We start from the raw sequence: 21,512 nt of genomic DNA, 5'->3' as shown, positions 1-21,512 counted from the left end.
TAGGAGCGAATGCTATACTTGGAGTTTCTATGGCTGTAGCAAGAGCTGCTGCTGAAGAATTAGGATTACCATTATTCCAATACATAGGTGGAGTAAATGCTAAGCAATTACCAGTACCAATGATGAACATATTAAACGGTGGAGAACATGCTGATAACAACGTTGATGTTCAAGAATTCATGATATTACCAGTAGGAGCTAAATCATTCAAAGAAGGATTAAGAATGGGAGCAGAAGTATTCCATTCATTAAAGAAAGTTCTAGGAGAAAAAGGTCTTGCTTGTGGTGTAGGTGATGAAGGTGGATTCGCTCCAAACTTAGGATCAAACAGAGAAGCTTTAGAATTAATAGTTGAAGCTATAGAAAAAGCTGGATACAAGCCAGGAGATGACGTAAGATTAGGTCTTGACGTTGCTGCTACAGAAATGTACAACAAAGAAACTAAGAAATATGTTTTAGCTGGAGAAGGAAAAGAATTAACAGCTGAACAAATGGTTGATTTATATGAAGATTGGGCAAATAACTTCCCAATAGTAACAATAGAAGATGGTCTTGATGAAGAAGACTGGGACGGATGGAAAGTATTAACTGAAAGATTAGGAAAGAAAATACAATTAGTTGGAGACGATTTATTCGTTACTAACACTGAAAGATTAGAAAGAGGAATAGATGCAGGTGTTGCAAACTCTATACTAATAAAAGTTAACCAAATAGGTACAATAACTGAAACTTTAGATGCTATAGAAATGGCAAAGAGAGCTGGATACACTGCAGTTATATCTCATAGATCAGGAGAAACAGAAGATACTACTATAGCTGACTTAGCTGTAGCTGTAAATGCTGGACAAATAAAAACTGGTGCTCCATCAAGAACTGATAGAGTAGCTAAATACAACCAATTATTAAGAATAGAAGAAATGGTTGGAGAACAAGCTAGATATTGTGGAATGAAATCTTTCTACAATTTAAAAGATGAATCAAAAATATTAGTAAAATAATATTAAGATATAATAACTAAGCCTATATAATTTTTATATAGGCTTAGTTTTTTGTTTTAAAATAACTACTTAAGAATCTTATTATGAAGATGAAATGAATATTAATTATAAATAGGTATGTAATATTTTATAAAAATGCATATAAAGAACACCAAATCTATGCAAAAATATAAAAAAACATGTTAAAATTTAGTCAAATGAACGATGAAAGTGAATTTGGAAAACGTTTATAATATAAGTATAAAGCATAGGTTTTCCAAAATAAAATTGAGGAATTTTGGAGAATATTAGAGATAATTTAACTGTAATTTTAAATGTTAAAAAAAAAACAATTATAGGGGGAGGAGTAATTTATGACAGAGGTAAGTAGTACACAGATGATTTTAGGGCTAGTAATAGGGATTGGAGTATTAATATTCCTATCTATGAAAACAAAGGTACATACATTTTTAGCACTAATTTTTGCAGCAATGATAACTGGATTAATTGGGGGAATGGATGTATCATCAGTATTATCTTCAATAACAACGGGATTTGGGAACACATTAAGTAGTACAGGTATCATAATAGGTTTAGGAGTAATGATGGGAGCAGTTCTTGAAAAATCGGGAGCAGCAGAGCAGCTAGCTTTCTCTGTAATAAAACTTGTAGGTAAGAAAAAAGAAGAATGGGCACTTGGAATTACAGGATATATAGTTTCAATACCAGTATTTGCAGATTCAGCTCTTGTAATACTAACGCCACTTGCGAAAGCACTTTCTAAAGTTAGTGGTAAATCAGCTGTAAGTTTAGGTTTATCATTAGCTATAGGTCTTCAACTTACACATACTTTTGTACCTCCTACACCAGGACCTTTAACAGTAGCAGGGTTATTAGGAGTAGATGTTGGTATGATGATACTATCAGGTGTACTTGTAACAATAATACCATTCATAGTGTGTATATTCTATTGTAAATGGATGGGAACAAAAGTATATCAAATTCCAAATGATAGCGGAGATGGATATACTAAAAAAGAATTTAAAAAAGAATACATAAAAGAAATAGAAAATGTAGAGGAATTAATGAAAAATAAAGATTTACCACCATTATTAATGTCAATATTACCAATATTAGTTCCATTAGTAATGATATTTGCGAATACTATATGTAGCTTTGCAGGTATAGAGTCTCAAATAATAACTTTCATAGGTTCTCCAATAGTAGCTTTATCAGTTGGTGTTCTTATAGCAGTTTATGGTCTTGCAAGAGATAAAGATAAATCAACTGTTATGAGTTACATGGAAGATGGAATAAAATCAACTGGTATGATAATGTTAATTACTGGTGCTGGAGGAGCATTAGGATTTATAGTTAGGGATTCTGGAATAGGAACAGCTTTAGGGGAATTAGTTCTAAATTTACCGATTCCTGCAATATTAATACCATTTATAATAGCAGCATTAATGAGAATAGCTTTAGGAAGTGCAACTGTTGCATTAACTACAGCAGCAACATTAACAGCTCCATTATTATCAGTAGTTGGCCTTGATCCGATAATAGCAGCTATGGCAACTTGTGCTGGTGGAGTAGCATTTAGTTACTTCAATGATAGTGGATTCTGGGTATTCAATGGAATGTATGGATTGAAAGAAATGAAAGATCAAATGTATGCTAAATTCGGTGTATCTATGGTTGGTTCATTAACAGCTTTAGCTATAGTAATAATAGCAAATATGTTATTCTTCTAAAAATAATATATAGATAGCGATAAACTTATGTTTATCGCTATTTTTTATGTATGTATTTAACTTTAAATAAGGAACTAAATTTATAATTAATTAATATAATAAAGTATCAACATGGACATAATGAGTATATAGTAGATTATTAGTATTGTATTTAGTATACATAGCTAAAGATTTTAAAATTATAATACAAGGAGGTCTTGTAAAGTGAATGAACTTAACAAGAATTTGACAAGCCAAGAAAAAGAGTTAGTAATAAATTTACTAAATAATGAAATATTACAAATGGCAAGGGGAATTGAGTTCAGACAAGACAAAAAAGAAGTAATGGAAAAACTTAAATCATATACTGATTTATTAGATAAAATTAATTAATTATTATATTGAATAAAAAATAGCTATATTTCTATATTGAGATATAGCTATTTTTTATTAGCAATTTATATTTAGAAATAATGTTAAAATGTTGAAATGCACAAATTAATAGACTAACATATAAGGTTATAAACGAAAATAATGTAGATATGTTTAGATTCATATATAATTACAGTATTTTTATACTAATTTTAACTATTTAAAGTGTCTTGTGCATAAGCACAATAAATTCTTAATTATATTAGTAAACTGCCGATGAAAACGATATTAAAATAATTTAAAATAATATATATAAAATAAAAAGATTTTGGGGGGATGGTATGAAATTTGTATTGGCACCGGACTCATTTAAGGAGAGTTTGACAGCAAAAGAAGTAGCAGATGCTATGGAAATTGGTATAAAGAAAGTATTGCCTGATGCGGAATGTATTAAGGTTCCTATGGCAGATGGTGGAGAAGGAACAGTTCAATCTTTAGTAGATGGAACCGAAGGTAAGATTTATGAGGTGAGAGTAATTGGTCCTTTAGGAGAAATGGTAAATGCTAGATATGGAATTTTAGGAGATAATGAAACTGCTGTAATAGAAATGGCAGAAGCTAGTGGCATTCATTATGTAGAGAAAGAAAAAAGAAATCCTTTAATTACAACAACATTTGGAACAGGAGAAGTTATAAAAGCTGCATTAGATAAAGGTGTTAAAAAGATAATAATAGGAATAGGTGGAAGTGCTACTAATGATGGTGGTGCTGGTATGATACAAGCTTTAGGAGGCAGACTTTTAGATAAAGAAGGAAATGATTTATTTTTTGGTGGTGGATCATTAGATAAACTGCATAAAATAGATTTAAGTAATTTTGATAAAAGAATAAGTGAAATAGATATAGAAGTAGCATGTGATGTAAGCAATCCTCTTACAGGAGATGAAGGTGCATCTGCAATTTTTGGACCTCAAAAAGGTGCAACAGAAGAATTAATAAAAATTCTAGATAAAAATCTTAGTCATTATGCACAAATTGTTAAAGAACAATTAGGAAAAGATATGTCAAATGAAAAAGGTGCAGGAGCTGCTGGTGGATTAGGATTTGCTTTATTAGCATTTTGTAATGGTCACCTTAAACCAGGTATAGATATTGTTATAAAGTACTCGAACTTAGATGAAAAAGTTCAAGGAGCTTCATATATAATAACTGGAGAAGGAAGTATAGATAGACAAACTAAATTTGGAAAAACACCATATGGTGTAGCACAAGTTGCTAAAAAATATGATATACCAGTAATTGCAGTAGCTGGAAATGTTGGAAGTGGTGTAGAAGAATTATATGAATTGGGATTTAATTCTATTTTATCAATAATGCCAGGTGTAATGACATTAGAAAAAGCTTTAAACTCAGGAAAAGAAAATATAGAGAATACAGTAGAGAATATTGTACGATTATTAACTATTTAAAAATGTTTACTTATAACCTAGATGTACTATGCTAAATTTATTATTATAAAAAAGATTGTTAAAAAAATAATAAAATCTATGTACTATTGGGATGTATTATAGTAAAATCGATATTAAATAAAACAATTGTACAAATCCACAAAAAAAGTTTATTTACTATGGATAATAAATAGGGGGACATAGAATGCATAGTATAGATAGTAAAATAGCTCAGGATATAGTTAATAGAGTTATGAAGGTTATACCATATAATGTAAATATTATGAACCAAGAAGGTGTAATAATTGCAAGTGGAGATAGAAGTAGATTAAACAAGATACATAGTGGGGCTTTATTGGTTTTAGAAAAAAATAAAAGTGTAGAAATACACAAAAACACTGATAAAGAAAAGGCTGGTATAAATTTACCTATAATATTTTCAAATGAAATGATAGGAGTAATAGGGGTTACAGGTAATCCTGATGATATAAGGCAATTTGGTGAGCTAGTAAGAATAACAGCTGAACTTTTGGTAAATGAACACTTTACATTTTCTAAGAAAAAGGCGTTTGAAATGCATAGAGATAAATTCTTTTATGAGTTAACTCAACTAGAAGGGGAGTATAGCGAAGAAATAAAAAGAGAATCTAGTGAGCTAGGAATAGACTTAGATATACCAAGAATTGCACTTGTTATAAATATAAAAAATAAAGATTTTAACTACTATTTAAAAATAAAAGATAAACTATGGATGTTCTTAGAAAAACAAGAATTTATAATAGAGTATTTTGAGAATACACTAGTTGTACTTGTTAATACACCATCGAAGCAAAATATAATTATAGATATTTTATCTCAAGAAGAACTAGATATAGGAGTTAGTTTAAAAGAAAATCTTATATCAACAGCTGTTAAACAAGGGGACTTAGCTATAAAAGTAGGTAAAACTTTGAGTAAAAATGAAAAGGTTCTAAAGTATGAAGAACTATATTTTTTGTCAACTTTAACAACTTGTAAAGGAAATGAGATATTAAAAAGGCATATGGAAATCTTGAAAAATGAAGGTAATAAATTAGATTTAATAGATACAATATTATCTTATATAGAAAACAGTGGAGAGATAAATACAATCTCTAAAAACCTTAATATTCACAGGAATACACTTAATTATAGATTAGAAAAAATATATTCATTAACAGGTAAAAATCCTAAAAACTTTTTAGATTTATTGGAATTATATACATCATATATACTTTATAATTAAGATTGTGCAAGTGAACAAAAAAGAATGTTAAAGTTTGGTCAAAGAAACGATGATTACAATATATGGAAGTTTTATAATAAAAATATAGAAAGATAACTAAAAATAAGTAATCAGCTAAGCATATTAGTATATATGAAAAAGAGGGATGATATGGAGAATAAAGTAGCTAATGAAAAACAACCTCTATACATAAAAGTTAATCCTAAGGATAACGTTGCCATAATCGTTAATCAAGGAGGATTAAGTAAAGGGACTGTTTTTCCAGATGGATTAGAATTACTTCAAGATATACCAGAAGCTAATAAAGTAACTCTTGAAAATATAAAAAAAGAAGAGCCAATAATCAGGTACGGTGAAGTAATCGGATATGCAACAGAAGATATACAAAAAGGAAGTTGGTTAAGAGAAGATAGGGTAATCTTACCAAGAGCATATTCTTTAGATGAACTTAAAAGTGAATGTATAGAAAATGACTTAGAGCCGCTTGAAGGATATACTTTCATGGGATATAAAAATTCTGATGGTAGTGTAGGAACCAAAAATATATTAGGGATAACGACTACGGTGCAATGTTCGGAAGGTGTTCTAAATGTTGCTGTAGATAGATTAAAAAGAGAAGTATTACCAAAATATGAAAATGTAGATGACATAATAGCTTTAAACCATCTTTATGGATGTGGAGTAGCTATAAAAGGTAAAGGTGCAGAAGTTCCTATAAGAACTATAAAAAATCTTGCTAAAAATGCTAACTTTGGAGGGGAGATATTAACAGTATCGCTAGGTTGTGAGAAATTAGTACCAGATATGTTATTTCCTGAGTTAGAAAAGGAAAAACTTGTTATACTACAAGATTGTCATGGATTTAATGCTATGGTTGAAGAAATAATGGCTAAGGCTGAAGCTAAACTAAAAAAACTGAATGAGAGAACTAGGGTAGAATGTCCAGTATCTGATTTAGTAGTTGGGCTTCAATGTGGAGGAAGTGATGCTTTCTCTGGAGTTACGGCAAATCCGGCAGTAGGATATGCAGCGGACTTATTAGTAAGAGCAGGAGCTAAGGTAATATTCTCTGAAGTTACTGAAATAAGAGATGCAGTTCATTTATTAGCACCAAGAACTGTTAATGAAGAAGTGCTTTCAAAACTTGTATATGAAATGAAATGGTACGATAACTACTTAGAACAAGCTGATGTCGATAGAGATGCTAATCCATCTCCAGGGAACAAAAAAGGTGGATTATCAAATGTAGTTGATAAAGCCTTAGGTTCAGTAGCGAAATCAGGTAGTACTAGAATAGTAGATGTACTATCTCCTGGTGAAAGAGTTAGAAAACATGGTATGACATATGCAGCTACTCCAGCAAGTGACTTTGTATGTGGTACTCAACAATTAGCATCAGGAATAACAATGCAAGTATTTACAACTGGAAGAGGAACTACATATAACTTAAATGTATCTCCAGTAATCAAGGTATCAACAAACTCAACACTTAAAGAAAAATGGTTTGATTTAATAGATGTAGACGCAGGACGAATTGCAACAGGTCAAAAAACAATAGAAGAAGTGGGTTGGGAAATATTCAATTTAATATTAGATGTTGCAAGTGATAAACAAAAAACTTATGCAGATCAACATAAAATATATAATGCATTAGCAGTGTTTAATCCTGCACCAGTAACTTGATTTAAAAAAGTAAGTTAATTTAAATTTAAAATAGATAAATAACATTAATTTGATGAAATAAATATAACTTTTAGGGGGAAAATTTACGATGAGTAAAACACCAGTAATAACTAAAATGCAAGTAATACCAGTAGCAGGACATGATAGCATGTTACTTAACTTAAGTGGAGCACATTCACCATTCTTCACAAGAAATATAGTTATATTAGAAGATAGTAATGGAAACACAGGAGCTGGGGAAGTTCCAGGTGGAGAAGGAATACGTAAAACTTTAGAAGATGCTAAAGAATTAGTAGTAGGACAAAGCATAGGTAATTACAATAATATATTAAATACAGTTCGTCATAAATTCAATGATAGAGATGCAGCTGGTAGAGGGCTTCAAACATTCGATTTAAGAATAACAGTTCATGCAGTAACAGCATTAGAAGCTGCTTTACTTGACTTATTAGGACAACACTTATATGTACCAGTAGCAGCATTATTAGGTGAAGGTCAACAAAGAGAAGAAGTTGAAGCTTTAGGATATTTATTCTTTATAGGAGATAGAAACAAAACTGACTTACCATACTTAGATGGAAAAGGTGGTGACTGTGAATGGTATAGAGTTAGAACTGAAGAAGCTTTAACTCCAGAAGCAGTAGTTAAGTTAGCAGAAGCTTCTCATGAAAAATATGGATTTAAAGATTTCAAATTAAAAGGTGGAGTTTTAACACCAGATCAAGAAATAGAAGCTATAACAGCTATAAAAAATAGATTCCCAGATGCTAGAGTAACAATAGATCCAAATGGATGCTGGTCATTAAAAGATGCTATAAGAGTTTGTAAAGGAAAACAAGATGTACTAGCTTATGCAGAAGATCCATGTGGAGCTGAGGATGGTTACTCAGGAAGAGAAATAATGGCTCAATTTAGAAGAGCTACAGGTTTAAAAACTGCTACAAATATGATAGCAACTGACTGGAGACAAATGCAACACTCTATACAAGTTCAATCAGTAGATATACCACTTGCTGACCCACATTTCTGGACTATGCAAGGTTCTGTAAGAGTTGGTCAAATGTGTAATGAATGGGGATTAACTTGGGGATCTCATTCAAATAACCACTTTGATATATCACTTGCAATGTTTACTCATGTTGCAGCAGCAGTTCCAGGTGAAATAACTGCAATAGATACTCACTGGATATGGCAAGAAGGAATCGATAGATTAACTAAACAACCTTATGAAATAAAAGGTGGTAAAATAGCTGTTCCTAAAAAATCTGGTTTAGGTATAGAGTTAGACATGGAAAAAATAATGCAGGCAAATGCATTATACAATGAACATTGTCTAGGAGCAAGAGACGATAGTATAGGAATGCAATACTTAATAAAAGATTGGAAATTTGATAATAAAAAACCTTGTTTAATAAGAGAAGAACAAGCAGTACTTGCTTAATATTAGGGGGATTAAAATGGATACTAGTTCAATAAAGGGGATAATTGTTCCAATAGTTACTCCCGTTGATGAAAATAATTGTATAAATGAAGAAGCTATGTCAAGAATGGTAAACTATGTTATAGATGGTGGAGTACATGGAATACTTGCTTTCGGAAGTAACGGAGAATTCTTTGCTATAGACTATAAGGAACAAAGAAAAGCATTAGCTTGTATGGTAAAAACTGCAGCTAAGAGAATACCTGTATATATGGGTATAGCTGGAATAACTACAAAAGAATGTGTAGAAACTGTAAAAATGGCTATAGAGGAAGGTGCAGATGGTTTATCTATACTACCTCCAATGTTCATATCTCCAACTGAAGATGAACTATATGCTCATATAGTTGCAATAGCTGAAACAGCTCCAGAATTACCAGTACTTTTATACAACAATCCTGGTAAGGTTGGATATGGATTAAGTGTTAATTTAGTAAAAAGACTTGCAGATGTACCTAATATAGTAGGTATAAAAGATACTAGTGGAAATATGACTCTAACTGCTGAATTCATAAGAACTACAAGAGATAAAGATTTCAAAGTTATGGCAGGGAAAGATACTATGATATTAGGTTCACTAGCATATGGAGCAGTAGGAGCAATAGCATCAACTGCCAATATAGTTCCAGAATTAGTTGTTGAAATATATGACAAATATATGGCTGGTGATATAGAAGGTGCTTGCGAAGCTCAATTTAAATTAACACCTTTTAGAAATACTTTTGATAAAGTATCATTCCCAGCAGGAACGAAAGATGCTTGTAATTTAATAGGTCTTGAAGTTGGAAATAGTATAAAACCAAATACTACAGCATCTAAAGATGTACTAGATGAAATGGAACAAATATTAGCAGATTTAGGTTATATAAAAAGAGAAGCTCTTTTAGAAGCTTAATTATTGAAGGAAATTAGTACGAAAAATAGATAAAAGGAGTAAATGAATATGAAAAGAATAGGATTTATAGGATTAGGAATAATGGGTAGACCAATGAGTAAAAACCTTCTAAAGGCTGGTTTTGAACTTGTTGTATTAGATAGGAAACAAGAAGTAGTAGATGAATTAGTATCTTTAGGGGCTAAAGCTGCATCTACTCCAAAAGAAGTTGCAGAGCAAGTTGATGCTGTTATAACTATGCTTCCAAATTCTCCACATGTTAAAGAAGTTGTTTTAGGAGAAAATGGTGTAATAGAAGGAGCTAAAGAAGGTTTAGTAGTTATAGATATGAGTTCAATAGCTCCATTAGTAAGTAGAGAAATACATGGAGAATTAGCTAAAAAAGGAATAAAAATGATAGATGCACCAGTAAGTGGTGGAGAACCAAAAGCTATAGATGGAACAATATCTGTAATGGTTGGTGGAGAAAAAGAAGTATTCGATGCTTGTTACAATGTAATGGATGCAATGGCTGGATCTGTTGTTTACACAGGGGAAATAGGAGCTGGTAATATAACTAAATTAGCTAACCAAACTATAGTTGCATTAAACATAGCAGCTATGTCGGAAGCTTATATATTAGCTACTAAAGCTGGTGTTGATCCAGAATTAGTTTACCAAGCTATAAGAGGGGGGCTTGCTGGAAGTACAGTTTTAGATGCTAAATCTAAGATGGTTATGGATAGAAACTTCGAACCAGGATTTAGAATAGATTTACATATAAAAGACTTAGGAAATGTATTAGAAACAGCTCATGAAGTTGGAGCTCCATTACCATTAACTTCTTCAGTTATGGAAATGATGCAAGCCTTAAAGGTAGATGGATTAGGACAAAAAGATCACTCAAGTTTAGTAAAATACTATGAAAAATTAGCTAATGCTGAGGTTGTTAGACACGAAGATTTAGTAAAAGCTTAATAACATATAAATTAGGAATAGCGAATTTTAATAATTCGCTATTTTTAATCCCTATTATTTTATTAAATTTACGTGATTTAGTAAGAAAACTATATATTATAAATACTAATAATTAGAAATATAATTAAAAAGATGGAAGATTTAAAATTATCTAAAATTTAACTATATATAACTTCAAAATATATGTAAAAAATTGTATAATAATATATGGAATATAAATATATATATAAATTATAAAAATGAAGTAAATATTATAAGGGTAGTATTTATTTCAGGAATATAGGAGAGTCAATTATGATCAATAGCACAAAAAGAACTAAAATTGTTTGTACATTAGGTCCAGCAAGTGAAAAAGAAGAAACTCTGAAAGCGCTTATTCAAAATGGATTAAATGTATGTAGAATGAACTTTTCTCATGGATCTCATGAAGAACATAAAGTAAGAATGGATTTAGTAAAAAAAGTAAGAGAAGAATTAGGACAACCTACTGCTATACTTTTAGATACTAAAGGTCCAGAAATAAGAACAGGACAATTTGATACGCCAGAAGTTTTTTTAGAAGAAGGACAAACTTTTACTATAACAATGAAAGATGTTATGGGGAATAAAGAAATGTGTACAGTAAGCTACAAAGGACTAGCTGAAGACGTAGAACCAGGAAATACTATATTAATAGATGATGGTTTAGTAGGACTTACAGTTAAAGAAGTTAATGGTGATGAAATAGTTTGTGTAGTTGAAAACTCAGGGATAGTAAAAAATCATAAAGGTGTTAACGTACCAGGGGTTAAAGTTAATTTACCTGCAATAACTGAAAAAGATAGAAGCGATATAGAATTTGGTATAGAACAGGGAATCGATTTCATAGCTGCTTCATTCGTAAGAAAAGTATCTGATGTTTTAGCTATAAGAGAGATACTAGAAGAAAATAATGCTACTGATATAAAAATAATATCTAAGATAGAAAATCAAGAAGGTGTAGATAACTTAGATGAAATAATAGCTGTATCTGATGGCATAATGGTTGCTAGAGGTGACCTTGGTGTTGAAATACCAACAGAAGAAATACCTGTTGTTCAAAAGCTTATGATAAGTAAGTGTAATAAAGCTGGAAAGCCAGTTATAACTGCAACTCAAATGCTAGACTCTATGATGAGAAATCCAAGACCAACAAGAGCAGAAGTAACTGACGTTGCAAATGCAATATACGATGGAACTGATGCAATAATGTTATCTGGAGAAACTGCTGCAGGTAAATATCCAGTTGAAGCTGTAAAAACAATGGCTACAATAGCTAAAAGAACAGAAGAAACAATTGATTACAATAAAAAATTAAGAAATAAAGCTTTAGAAGCTACAAATGTAACAGATGCAATAAGTTATTCAACTTGTTCAACTGCTATAGATTTAAATGCAAAAGCTATATTAAGTTCAACTTCTTCAGGACATACTGCAAGAATGGTATCAAAGTTTAGACCAGCTTGCCCAATAGTTGCGGCAACAGATAATGAAAGGGTAATGAGACAATTATCATTAACTTGGGGAGTACTTCCAACAATAACTACAAATGGTAAAAATACTGATGAAGTTATAAACAATGCTATAAGTGCAGCTAAAGAAAAAGAATACGTAGTTGAAAATGATTTAGTAGTAATAACAGCAGGTGTACCAGTTGCAACAAGCGGAACTACTAATTTAATAAAAGTAGAAACTATATAATAAATAATTTATATAAATTTTAAATAGATGTAGACAATAGTATAGTAGGTTTTTTAATCTATTATATAATCATATAAAAATTTTGGAGGTAATTTAAATGTCATTAATAGAAGCCGTATACGCTAGAGAAGTATTAGATTCAAGAGGAAACCCAACTGTAGAAGTTGAAGTTATATTAGAATCAGGATCTATAGGAAGAGCAATAGTACCATCAGGAGCATCTACAGGAGCTTTCGAAGCAGTAGAATTAAGAGATGGAGATAAAGGAAGATACATTGGTAAAGGTGTAGAAAAAGCTGTTAACAATGTAAATGAAATAATAGCTCCAGAACTAGAAGGAATGGATTGTTTTGATCAACCTGAAATAGATGCTATAATGATAGACTTAGATGGAACACATAACAAAGGAAACCTAGGAGCTAATGCTATACTTGGAGTTTCTATGGCTGTAGCAAGAGCTGCTGCTGAAGAATTAGGATTACCATTATTCCAATACATAGGTGGAGTAAATGCTAAGCAATTACCAGTACCAATGATGAACATATTAAACGGTGGAGAACATGCTGATAACAACGTTGATGTTCAAGAATTCATGATATTACCAGTAGGAGCTAAATCATTCAAAGAAGGATTAAGAATGGGAGCAGAAGTATTCCATTCATTAAAGAAAGTTCTAGGAGAAAAAGGTCTTGCTTGTGGTGTAGGTGATGAAGGTGGATTCGCTCCAAACTTAGGATCAAACAGAGAAGCTTTAGAATTAATAGTTGAAGCTATAGAAAAAGCTGGATACAAGCCAGGAGATGACGTAAGATTAGGTCTTGACGTTGCTGCTACAGAAATGTACAACAAAGAAACTAAGAAATATGTTTTAGCTGGAGAAGGAAAAGAATTAACAGCTGAACAAATGGTTGATTTATATGAAGATTGGGCAAATAACTTCCCAATAGTAACAATAGAAGATGGTCTTGATGAAGAAGACTGGGACGGATGGAAAGTATTAACTGAAAGATTAGGAAAGAAAATACAATTAGTTGGAGACGATTTATTCGTTACTAACACTGAAAGATTAGAAAGAGGAATAGATGCAGGTGTTGCAAACTCTATACTAATAAAAGTTAACCAAATAGGTACAATAACTGAAACTTTAGATGCTATAGAAATGGCAAAGAGAGCTGGATACACTGCAGTTATATCTCATAGATCAGGAGAAACAGAAGATACTACTATAGCTGACTTAGCTGTAGCTGTAAATGCTGGACAAATAAAAACTGGTGCTCCATCAAGAACTGATAGAGTAGCTAAATACAACCAATTATTAAGAATAGAAGAAATGGTTGGAGAACAAGCTAGATATTGTGGAATGGATTCTTTCTACAATTTAAAGAAATAATAAAAAAAGACTATCTTGAGAAAGTATTATAATATTAGACTATCTCATAGATAGTCTTTTTTATTTTTACAGATATTATAATTTATTTTGAAAAATATATGTGAAGATAATATTAACTGTAAAAATTTAGAGTGATTATTAATATGATTAATATAGAATTATATTGAATAAAATATTGTTAGAAAGCATTGATTATATATAAGTATAATCAAATAATATAATCTAAATTTACTCAATTTATATAAGCATTTCATATTATTACAATGCTTATATAAATTGAGTAAACTTTTAATGTGAATATTGAGCATTGCATAAGGATAGTATATATAACAAAATATATAGAAAATTATTTAATTTTTAGAAGTGATATTTTAATTTTTAATGCTGTTTGATATTACATTAATAAATAGGAGGCGATAGAAATTATGAAAATAGTAATTGCAATAGACTCACTAAAAGGAAGCTTAAGTTCTATGGAAGCAGCTAATGCTATAAAAAAAGGAATAGAAAATGCTAAATTACAAGCAGATGTTGAAATAAAACCATTAGCCGATGGTGGAGAAGGTACAGTAGATGCATTAGTTGAAGGAATGAATGGTAAAAGGAGAACTGTACAAGTTTGTGGTCCAGTTAAGCAAAAAATTAATGCAACTTATGGAGTATTAGAGCAAAGTAATACTGCAATAATGGAAATGGCTCAAGCAGCAGGAATTACTTTAGTTTCTGGGGAAGATAAAAATCCATTAATAACAACTACATATGGAGTAGGAGAGATGATAAAAGAAGCTATAAATGAAGGCTGTAGAAACTTTGTGATAGGTATAGGTGGAAGTGCAACCAATGATGGTGGAGTAGGTATGCTTCAAGCTTTAGGATTTAAATTTTATGATGAAAATAATGAATTAGTTGGATTAGGAGGACAAGTATTAAATCAAATAAGAAAAATAGATGTAAGTGAAAAATTAGAAAAATTAGATGAATGTACTTTTAAAATAGCATGCGATGTTAATAATCCTTTATATGGATTAAATGGAGCGGCTCATATATATTCACCTCAGAAAGGAGCTACACCAAGTATAGTAGAAGAGCTGGATAAAGGGCTTATGAATTTTGCACAGGTTGTAAAAAGAGATTTAGGCAAGGACTTAGCAGATGTACCAGGGGTTGGAGCAGCAGGAGGCCTAGGATTTGGATTTTTAGCATTTTTAAATGCAAAGCTTGAATCAGGTATAAAGATAATACTTGATGAAACTAAGTTAGAAGATGCAGTTAAGGATGCTGATATTGTTGTAACTGGAGAAGGAAGACTTGATAATCAAACAGCAATGGGAAAAGCTCCAATAGGAGTTGCTAAGTTAGCAAAAAAGTATGGTGCAAAGGTCATAGCAATATCAGGATGTATAACAGATGATGCAGTTAAATGTAATGAAGAAGGTATAGATGCATTCTTTGCAATTGTAAATAAGGCTATGTCATTAGAAGAAGCTGTAGATAAAAGTACAGCAGAAAAAAATATGATTCAAACCGCAACTCAAATATTTAATTTAGTCAGGGTGTTAAGTTAATTTTAAGTTTATATAAATAAGATACAAAATTATATAATGGTGGTGAAGTAGATGGATATACAAATAACTACATTTGGAGCATTATTAGGGTTAGCAGTAGCTATAATTCTAATAATAAAAAAATTTCAACCAGCATATAGCTTAATATTAGGAGCATTAATTGGTGGATTAGTTGGTGGAGCGGGCCTTGTTGGAACTGTAGATGTAATGATGGAAGGTGCAAGGGGAATAATGTCAGCTATTCTTCGTATATTGACATCTGGAGTCCTTGCAGGTGTTCTTATAAAAACTGGAGCTGCAGCTAAAATTGCAGATCAAATAATAAGAACATTAGGAGAAAAAAGAGCTTTAATTGCTTTAGCATTATCAACTTTAATATTAACAGCAGTAGGTGTATTCGTAGACATATCAGTAATAACAGTTGCACCTATAGCTTTAGCAATAGGTAAAAAATTAGGATATTCAAAGTTTACAGTGCTTTTAGCTATGATAGGTGGAGGAAAATGTGGTAACGTAATTTCTCCAAATCCAAATACAATAGCAGCATCAGAAAACTTTGGCGTAAGCTTATCATCATTAATGGCAGCTAATATAATACCAGCAATTTTTGGATTAGTAGCTACTATTATAATTGCAAATATATTAGCTAAAAAACATGCTGGAGATAAAATTGAATTAAATTTAGAAGAAAATGAACCTCAAGAAGAGTTACCATCTTTTTTTGCAGCAATAGTAGGTCCATTAGTAGCAATATTACTACTTTCATTAAGACCTATAGTAGGAATTACAGTAGACCCACTTATAGCTTTACCTCTAGGAGGAATTATAGGAGTATTAGTTATGGGAAAAATAAGATATATAAATGATTATATGGCATTTGGTTTATCAAAGATGATGCCAGTTGCAATACTTTTAATAGGAACAGGTACAATTGCAGGTGTAATTAAATATTCAGGAGTCCAAGCTAGTACAATATCAATACTTAATGCAATGCATATACCAGAGTTCTTATTAGCACCAATTTCAGGTATATTAATGGGTGCCGCAACTGCATCAACTACATCAGGAGCAACTATTGCTTCAGCTACATTTGCACCAGCAATAATATCAGTTGGAATAGCTCCATTAGCAGGAGCAGCAATGGTGCATGCAGGAGCAACTGTACTTGATAGTTTACCACATGGTTCATTTTTCCACGCAACAGGAGGTTCAGTAAATATGAGTATAAATGAACGTCTAAAACTAGTACCATATGAAGCTGCTGTTGGGTTAACTATAACAATAGTTTCAACTATTATGTGGGGAATAATAATGTAATATATTATAAAACTATACACTAAGTAGAGGAGACAAACGTATGATAAATAGCATAAAAAGAACCAAGATTGTTTGTACATTAGGACCAGCAAGTGACAAAGAAGAAACTTTAAAATTACTTATTCAAAATGGATTAAATGTTTGTAGATTTAACTTTTCCCATGGTTCTCATGAAGAGCATAAAGTAAGAATGGATTTAGTTAAAAAAGTAAGAGCAGAATTAGGACAACCTACTGCTATACTTTTAGATACTAAAGGGCCAGAAATAAGGACAGGAGAATTTAATGAACCAGAAGTTTTTTTAAAAGAAGGACACACTTTCACTATAACAATGAAGGATGTTATGGGAAGTCAGGATATGTGCACAGTAAGCTATAAAGGATTAGTTAAGGATGTTAAGTGTGGAGATATCATATTAATAGATGATGGTTTAGTAGGACTTAAAGTAAAAGAAGTCAATAATGATGATATAGTTTGTGTAGTTGAAAATTCAGGTATAGTAAAAAATCATAAGGGGGTTAATGTTCCAGGTGTTAAAGTTAATTTACCCGCTATAACTGAAAAGGATAGAAGTGATATCGAGTTTGGAATAGAACAAGGAATAGATTTTATAGCAGCTTCATTCGTAAGAAAAGCATCTGATGTATTAGCTATAAGAGAAATATTAGAAGAAAATAATGCTACTGATATAAAAATAATATCTAAGATAGAAAATCAAGAAGGTGTAGACAACTTAGATGAAATAATAGATATATCTGATGGTATAATGGTTGCTAGAGGTGATCTTGGTGTTGAAATACCAACAGAAGAAATACCTATTGTTCAAAAAAATATGATAAATAAATGTAATAAAGCAGGAAAACCAGTTATAACTGCAACTCAAATGCTGGATTCGATGATGAGAAATCCAAGACCAACAAGAGCAGAAGTAACTGATGTTGCAAATGCAATATACGATGGAACTGATGCAATAATGTTATCTGGAGAAACTGCTGCAGGGAAATATCCTGTTGAAGCTGTAAAAACAATGGCTATAATAGCTAAAAGAACTGAAGAAACCATTGATTATAATACAAAATTAAGAGAAAAAGCTTTAGAAGCTACAAATGTGACAGATGCAATAAGTTATTCAACTTGTGCAACTGCTATAGATTTAAATGCAAAAGCAATATTAAGTTCAACCTCATCAGGTCATACTGCAAGAATGGTATCAAAGTTTAGACCAGAATGCCCGATAGTTGCGATAACAGATAATGAAAGAGTAATGAGACAATTATCATTAACTTGGGGTGCGCTTCCAGTTATAACTACAAGTGGTAAAAATACAGATGAAGTTATAAATAATGCAATAAATGCAGCTAAAGAAAAACAATACATAGCTGAAAATGATTTAGTGGTAATAACCGCAGGTGTGCCAGTTGCAACAAGTGGAACTACTAATTTAATAAAAGTAGAAACTATATAATTTTAAACCTAAGCTAATAATATTAATCATATTATTGGCTTATTTTTTTGTTATGATATTATAAAAGAGAGTCAATCAAACACAGGGGGAAAATTAATATGATTAGGTTTGAGATAAATACTAAAAATAGATTTGGTATTACTACTGAAATATTATATAAGCTATATAATAAAAAAATAGATTTAGTATCTATGGAGGTTTTTCCGGAAAAGGTTTGTATAAAAATAGATGATATTGATCCAGATAATAAAGATATTCTTAAAGAGGCAATATCTAGTATAGAAGACATTATCTCTATAGATGAAATAGAACTTTTAAATCATGAAAAAAATGAACAAAAGCTACTGGCAGTTATAAATTCTGTAGATGAAGGAATTATTTCTATAGATAAAAATTTTAGAATTAATATATTTAATAACTATTGTCAGGATTTGTTTAACTATAATAAGCAGGATGTTATTGGAGAAGATATTAGGGGAATTATTGGAAAAGATGATGTAATTGTAGATTTAATTAATAATGGTGATGAATATGACAATATAAAAGCTACATTAACTCATGATGGTATAAAAAGCAACTATATAACTACAGGAAGAAGAATAACAAATGATCATGGAGAAACTATAGGTGGTGTAATTTCTATAAAAGATGTTAATAAAGCAAAACAACTTGTTAATATTATCAATAAAAATAATGATGGGCCTTTTAAAAATATAATAGGTAATAGCAAGAGTATAGAAAAGGTAAAGCAGATGACTTTGGCTATAGCAAAAAGTAACTCAACTGTATTATTAAGAGGAGAAAGTGGTACAGGTAAAGAGCTATTTGCAAATGCTACACATGAGTTAAGTGATAGAAAAAATAAAAGATTTATAGCTATTAACTGTGCGGCACTGCCAGATAGCTTACTAGAAAGTGAATTATTCGGATATGAAAAAGGTAGTTTTACAGGGGCTATGCAAAATGGTAAGGAAGGACTTTTTAAGGAAGCTAATGGAGGAACTATTTTTCTAGATGAAATAGGAGAGTTATCAATGTTACTTCAAGCTAAACTTTTAAGAGTTTTACAAGAAGGAAAAATAAGAAAGATTGGTAGCAGTAAAGAAGAAGATGTTGATGTAAGGATTATAGCTGCCACTCATAAAAATCTTGAAAATATGATAAAAGAAGGAAGCTTTAGAGAAGATTTATACTATAGATTAAATGTAATCCCAATAAAAATACCAAGCCTAAGAGAACGATTAGAGGACATTCCAATATTAACTCAGTTCTTTATAGACAAGCTTAATAAGAAACTTAAGAAAAATATAAAAGGATTTAAAAAGGATTTTATTGATACTTTGATGAACTATGATTGGCCAGGGAATGTAAGAGAACTACAGAATTTAATAGAAAGGGCAATGAATCTATGTAGTGGAGACATTTTGACTTCTAAAGATATTATTATAGATTATTTATATAAAAGTGAAGATATTATACAAAGTATTATTGAAGATGATGATATAAAAATAAGTACTCTAAAAGAGGAAATGGAAAACTACGAAAAAGAAATTATTATGAAAGTATATAATATTAATAAAAGTTATAGGGAGAGTGCTAAAATACTTGGAATATCGCATACATCAGTGATGAATAAGGTAAAGAAATATAAAATAAATGAGTAAGATAAATTTGTAAATAAATATTTACAGATGTAAAGTTTTATTTACGTAAAATATATATAATGTAAACAAAGGTTTACGATATATATAAATATATATAATAAGATAAGAAAAATATGTGAATACACCATCAGAAAACGTTTTACAAAGTGGCTTATTTCAAGGGGTACAAAACTAATAAAATAAAAAATAAAGTTTATTATTTAAAAGTAAAAAGTTGGCACAATGATTGCTCTATATAATTGTGTAAATAAAATTATAGGGGGTAACTCAAATGGAAAACTTAAAAAATAAAAAATTCGCAACACAAGCTATACATGGAGGTCATAAAAAAGACCCAGTATCAGGAGCTTTAACAACGCCTATATACCAAACATCAACTTTCGTATTCGATAGTGCAGAACAAGGTGGGAGAAGATTTGCGCTAGAAGAAGATGGATTTATATATTCAAGATTAGGAAATCCTACAAACATGCAATTAGAAGAAAAGATAGCTTTATTAGAAAAAGGTGAAGCTTGTGTATCTACAGCTTCAGGAATGGGAGCTATAACTTCTACTTTATGGTCAGCATTAAAGGCAGGAGATCATATGGTTGCAAGTAAAACTTTATATGGATGTACTTACGCATTATTAAATCATGGAATGAGCAGATATGGAGTAGATGTTACTTTTGTAGATGCAACAGACTTAGATGAAGTAAAAGCAGCTATGAGAGAAAATACTAAAGTTGTTTATTTAGAAACTCCAGCAAATCCAGATTTAAAATTAATAGATATAGAGTCTGTATCAAAAATAGCTCATGAAGTAGAGGGTTGTATGGTTGTAGTTGATAATACCTTCTGTACTCCATACATACAAAGACCTTTAGAGTTTGGAGCTGACGTTGTAGTTCATTCTGCTACTAAATACTTAAATGGTCATGGAGATGTTCTAGCTGGGTTCGTTGTTGGTAAACAAGAATTCATTAATCAAGTAAGATTATTTGGAATAAAGGATATGACAGGTGCTGTACTTTCTGCATTTGATGCTTACTTAATAATAAGAGGAATGAAAACTTTACAAGTAAGAATGGATAGACATACTAAAAATGCTAAAGAAGTTGCTAAATTCTTAGAATCTCATACAAATGTAGAAAAAGTAAATTATCCAGGATTAGAAAGCTTCCCACAATATGAATTAGCTCAAAAACAAATGGATATGCCAGGCGGTATGATAGCATTTGAAGTTAAGGGTGGACTTGAAGCTGGTAAAAAATTATTAAATTCTTTAGAATTATGTACTCTTGCAGTTAGTTTAGGTGACTGTGAAACATTAATACAACATCCTGCATCTATGACTCATTCACCATATACTCCAGAAGAAAGAGCTGAAGCTGGAATATCTGAAGGATTAATAAGAATATCTGTAGGACTTGAAGATCCTGAAGATATAATAGCTGACTTAAAGCAAGGTTTAGATAAATTAGAGTGTGTAGAAAAAGAAGAAGTGTTAAATGCTTAAAATATAATACTAATATCCGCTATGATACTTTTATCATGGCGGATAGTTAAGATTTCCATTGTTAGATAATAACAATTGTATGATAATG

General features: G+C 30.7%; 14 protein-coding genes and 2 pseudogenes. All 16 read left to right on the top strand.

Features of this window, described 5'->3' with window-relative positions:
* The coding region (eno, locus tag I2A66_RS06390; RefSeq protein WP_195251261.1) for a phosphopyruvate hydratase at positions 1–998 on the top strand (998 nt) is incomplete at its 5' end.
* 353 nt (positions 999–1,351) lie between these two features.
* Positions 1,352–2,728: a GntP family permease gene (locus I2A66_RS06385; RefSeq protein ID WP_147516963.1), complete on the top strand. Its 1,377-nt coding sequence runs from the start codon at positions 1,352–1,354 to the stop codon at positions 2,726–2,728.
* 204 nt (positions 2,729–2,932) lie between these two features.
* Entirely contained in the window at positions 2,933–3,100 is a 168-nt protein-coding gene (locus tag I2A66_RS06380) for a hypothetical protein (RefSeq protein WP_164488983.1), read from the top strand.
* Between the two features lie 320 nt (positions 3,101–3,420).
* The gene (locus I2A66_RS06375; protein ID WP_122639003.1) at positions 3,421–4,548 is read left to right on the top strand and encodes a glycerate kinase family protein; all 1,128 of its coding nucleotides are present in this window, start codon (positions 3,421–3,423) and stop codon (positions 4,546–4,548) included.
* Positions 4,549–4,732: 184 nt separating this feature from the next.
* Entirely contained in the window at positions 4,733–5,791 is a 1,059-nt protein-coding gene (locus I2A66_RS06370) for a CdaR family transcriptional regulator (RefSeq protein WP_147516962.1), read from the top strand.
* Positions 5,792–5,941: 150 nt separating this feature from the next.
* Complete coding sequence (gene garD, locus I2A66_RS06365; RefSeq protein WP_195251259.1) at positions 5,942–7,474, top strand: galactarate dehydratase; 1,533 nt, start codon at positions 5,942–5,944, stop codon at positions 7,472–7,474.
* 88 nt (positions 7,475–7,562) lie between these two features.
* Positions 7,563–8,915, top strand: coding sequence for a glucarate dehydratase (gene gudD, locus I2A66_RS06360; RefSeq protein ID WP_147516961.1), 1,353 nt, complete (start codon positions 7,563–7,565; stop codon positions 8,913–8,915).
* Between the two features lie 16 nt (positions 8,916–8,931).
* Complete coding sequence (locus I2A66_RS06355) at positions 8,932–9,849, top strand: dihydrodipicolinate synthase family protein (RefSeq protein WP_147516960.1); 918 nt, start codon at positions 8,932–8,934, stop codon at positions 9,847–9,849.
* A gap of 48 nt (positions 9,850–9,897) precedes the next feature.
* Complete coding sequence (gene garR, locus I2A66_RS06350) at positions 9,898–10,806, top strand: 2-hydroxy-3-oxopropionate reductase (RefSeq protein WP_330566175.1); 909 nt, start codon at positions 9,898–9,900, stop codon at positions 10,804–10,806.
* 294 nt (positions 10,807–11,100) lie between these two features.
* Positions 11,101–12,522: pseudogene (pyk, locus tag I2A66_RS06345) on the top strand (pyruvate kinase); the annotation flags it as partial.
* A 100-nt stretch (positions 12,523–12,622) separates the two neighbouring features.
* On the top strand, positions 12,623–13,915 hold the full coding sequence (eno, locus tag I2A66_RS06340; RefSeq protein ID WP_122639010.1) for a phosphopyruvate hydratase: 1,293 nt from the start codon (positions 12,623–12,625) through the stop codon (positions 13,913–13,915).
* Between the two features lie 425 nt (positions 13,916–14,340).
* On the top strand, positions 14,341–15,480 hold the full coding sequence (locus I2A66_RS06335; RefSeq protein WP_122639011.1) for a glycerate kinase family protein: 1,140 nt from the start codon (positions 14,341–14,343) through the stop codon (positions 15,478–15,480).
* 51 nt (positions 15,481–15,531) lie between these two features.
* Positions 15,532–16,797, top strand: a complete 1,266-nt coding sequence (locus I2A66_RS06330) for a GntP family permease (protein ID WP_195251257.1) — start codon at positions 15,532–15,534, stop codon at positions 16,795–16,797.
* 40 nt (positions 16,798–16,837) lie between these two features.
* Positions 16,838–18,259: pseudogene (gene pyk / locus I2A66_RS06325) on the top strand (pyruvate kinase); the annotation flags it as partial.
* 101 nt (positions 18,260–18,360) lie between these two features.
* Positions 18,361–19,926 carry a sigma 54-interacting transcriptional regulator gene (locus I2A66_RS06320; protein ID WP_122639014.1) on the top strand — a complete coding sequence of 522 codons (1,566 nt, stop codon included), beginning with the start codon at positions 18,361–18,363 and terminating at the stop codon, positions 19,924–19,926.
* Between the two features lie 271 nt (positions 19,927–20,197).
* Positions 20,198–21,424: a methionine gamma-lyase gene (gene megL, locus I2A66_RS06315; RefSeq protein WP_122639015.1), complete on the top strand. Its 1,227-nt coding sequence runs from the start codon at positions 20,198–20,200 to the stop codon at positions 21,422–21,424.
* The last annotated feature ends 88 nt before the right edge of the window (positions 21,425–21,512 follow it).

The sequence above is a fragment of the Romboutsia sp. 1001713B170207_170306_H8 genome (assembly GCF_015550495.1).
GTDB lineage: Bacteria > Bacillota > Clostridia > Peptostreptococcales > Peptostreptococcaceae > Romboutsia_E.
Note: the sequence above shows the minus strand (reverse complement) of the source record. Positions and strands in the feature narration are given on the sequence as shown.

What these genes read in the sequence shown, in the direction of transcription:
- I2A66_RS06385 (WP_147516963.1), top strand. Translation starts at nt 1,352, where the DNA reads ATGACAGAGGTAAGTAGTACACAGATGATTTTAGGGCTAGTAATAGGG.
- I2A66_RS06375 (WP_122639003.1), top strand. Translation starts at nt 3,421, where the DNA reads ATGAAATTTGTATTGGCACCGGACTCATTTAAGGAGAGTTTGACAGCA.
- I2A66_RS06370 (WP_147516962.1), top strand. Translation starts at nt 4,733, where the DNA reads ATGCATAGTATAGATAGTAAAATAGCTCAGGATATAGTTAATAGAGTT.
- garD (WP_195251259.1), top strand. Translation starts at nt 5,942, where the DNA reads ATGGAGAATAAAGTAGCTAATGAAAAACAACCTCTATACATAAAAGTT.
- gudD (WP_147516961.1), top strand. Translation starts at nt 7,563, where the DNA reads ATGAGTAAAACACCAGTAATAACTAAAATGCAAGTAATACCAGTAGCA.
- I2A66_RS06355 (WP_147516960.1), top strand. Translation starts at nt 8,932, where the DNA reads ATGGATACTAGTTCAATAAAGGGGATAATTGTTCCAATAGTTACTCCC.
- garR (WP_330566175.1), top strand. Translation starts at nt 9,898, where the DNA reads ATGAAAAGAATAGGATTTATAGGATTAGGAATAATGGGTAGACCAATG.
- eno (WP_122639010.1), top strand. Translation starts at nt 12,623, where the DNA reads ATGTCATTAATAGAAGCCGTATACGCTAGAGAAGTATTAGATTCAAGA.
- I2A66_RS06335 (WP_122639011.1), top strand. Translation starts at nt 14,341, where the DNA reads ATGAAAATAGTAATTGCAATAGACTCACTAAAAGGAAGCTTAAGTTCT.
- I2A66_RS06330 (WP_195251257.1), top strand. Translation starts at nt 15,532, where the DNA reads ATGGATATACAAATAACTACATTTGGAGCATTATTAGGGTTAGCAGTA.
- I2A66_RS06320 (WP_122639014.1), top strand. Translation starts at nt 18,361, where the DNA reads ATGATTAGGTTTGAGATAAATACTAAAAATAGATTTGGTATTACTACT.
- megL (WP_122639015.1), top strand. Translation starts at nt 20,198, where the DNA reads ATGGAAAACTTAAAAAATAAAAAATTCGCAACACAAGCTATACATGGA.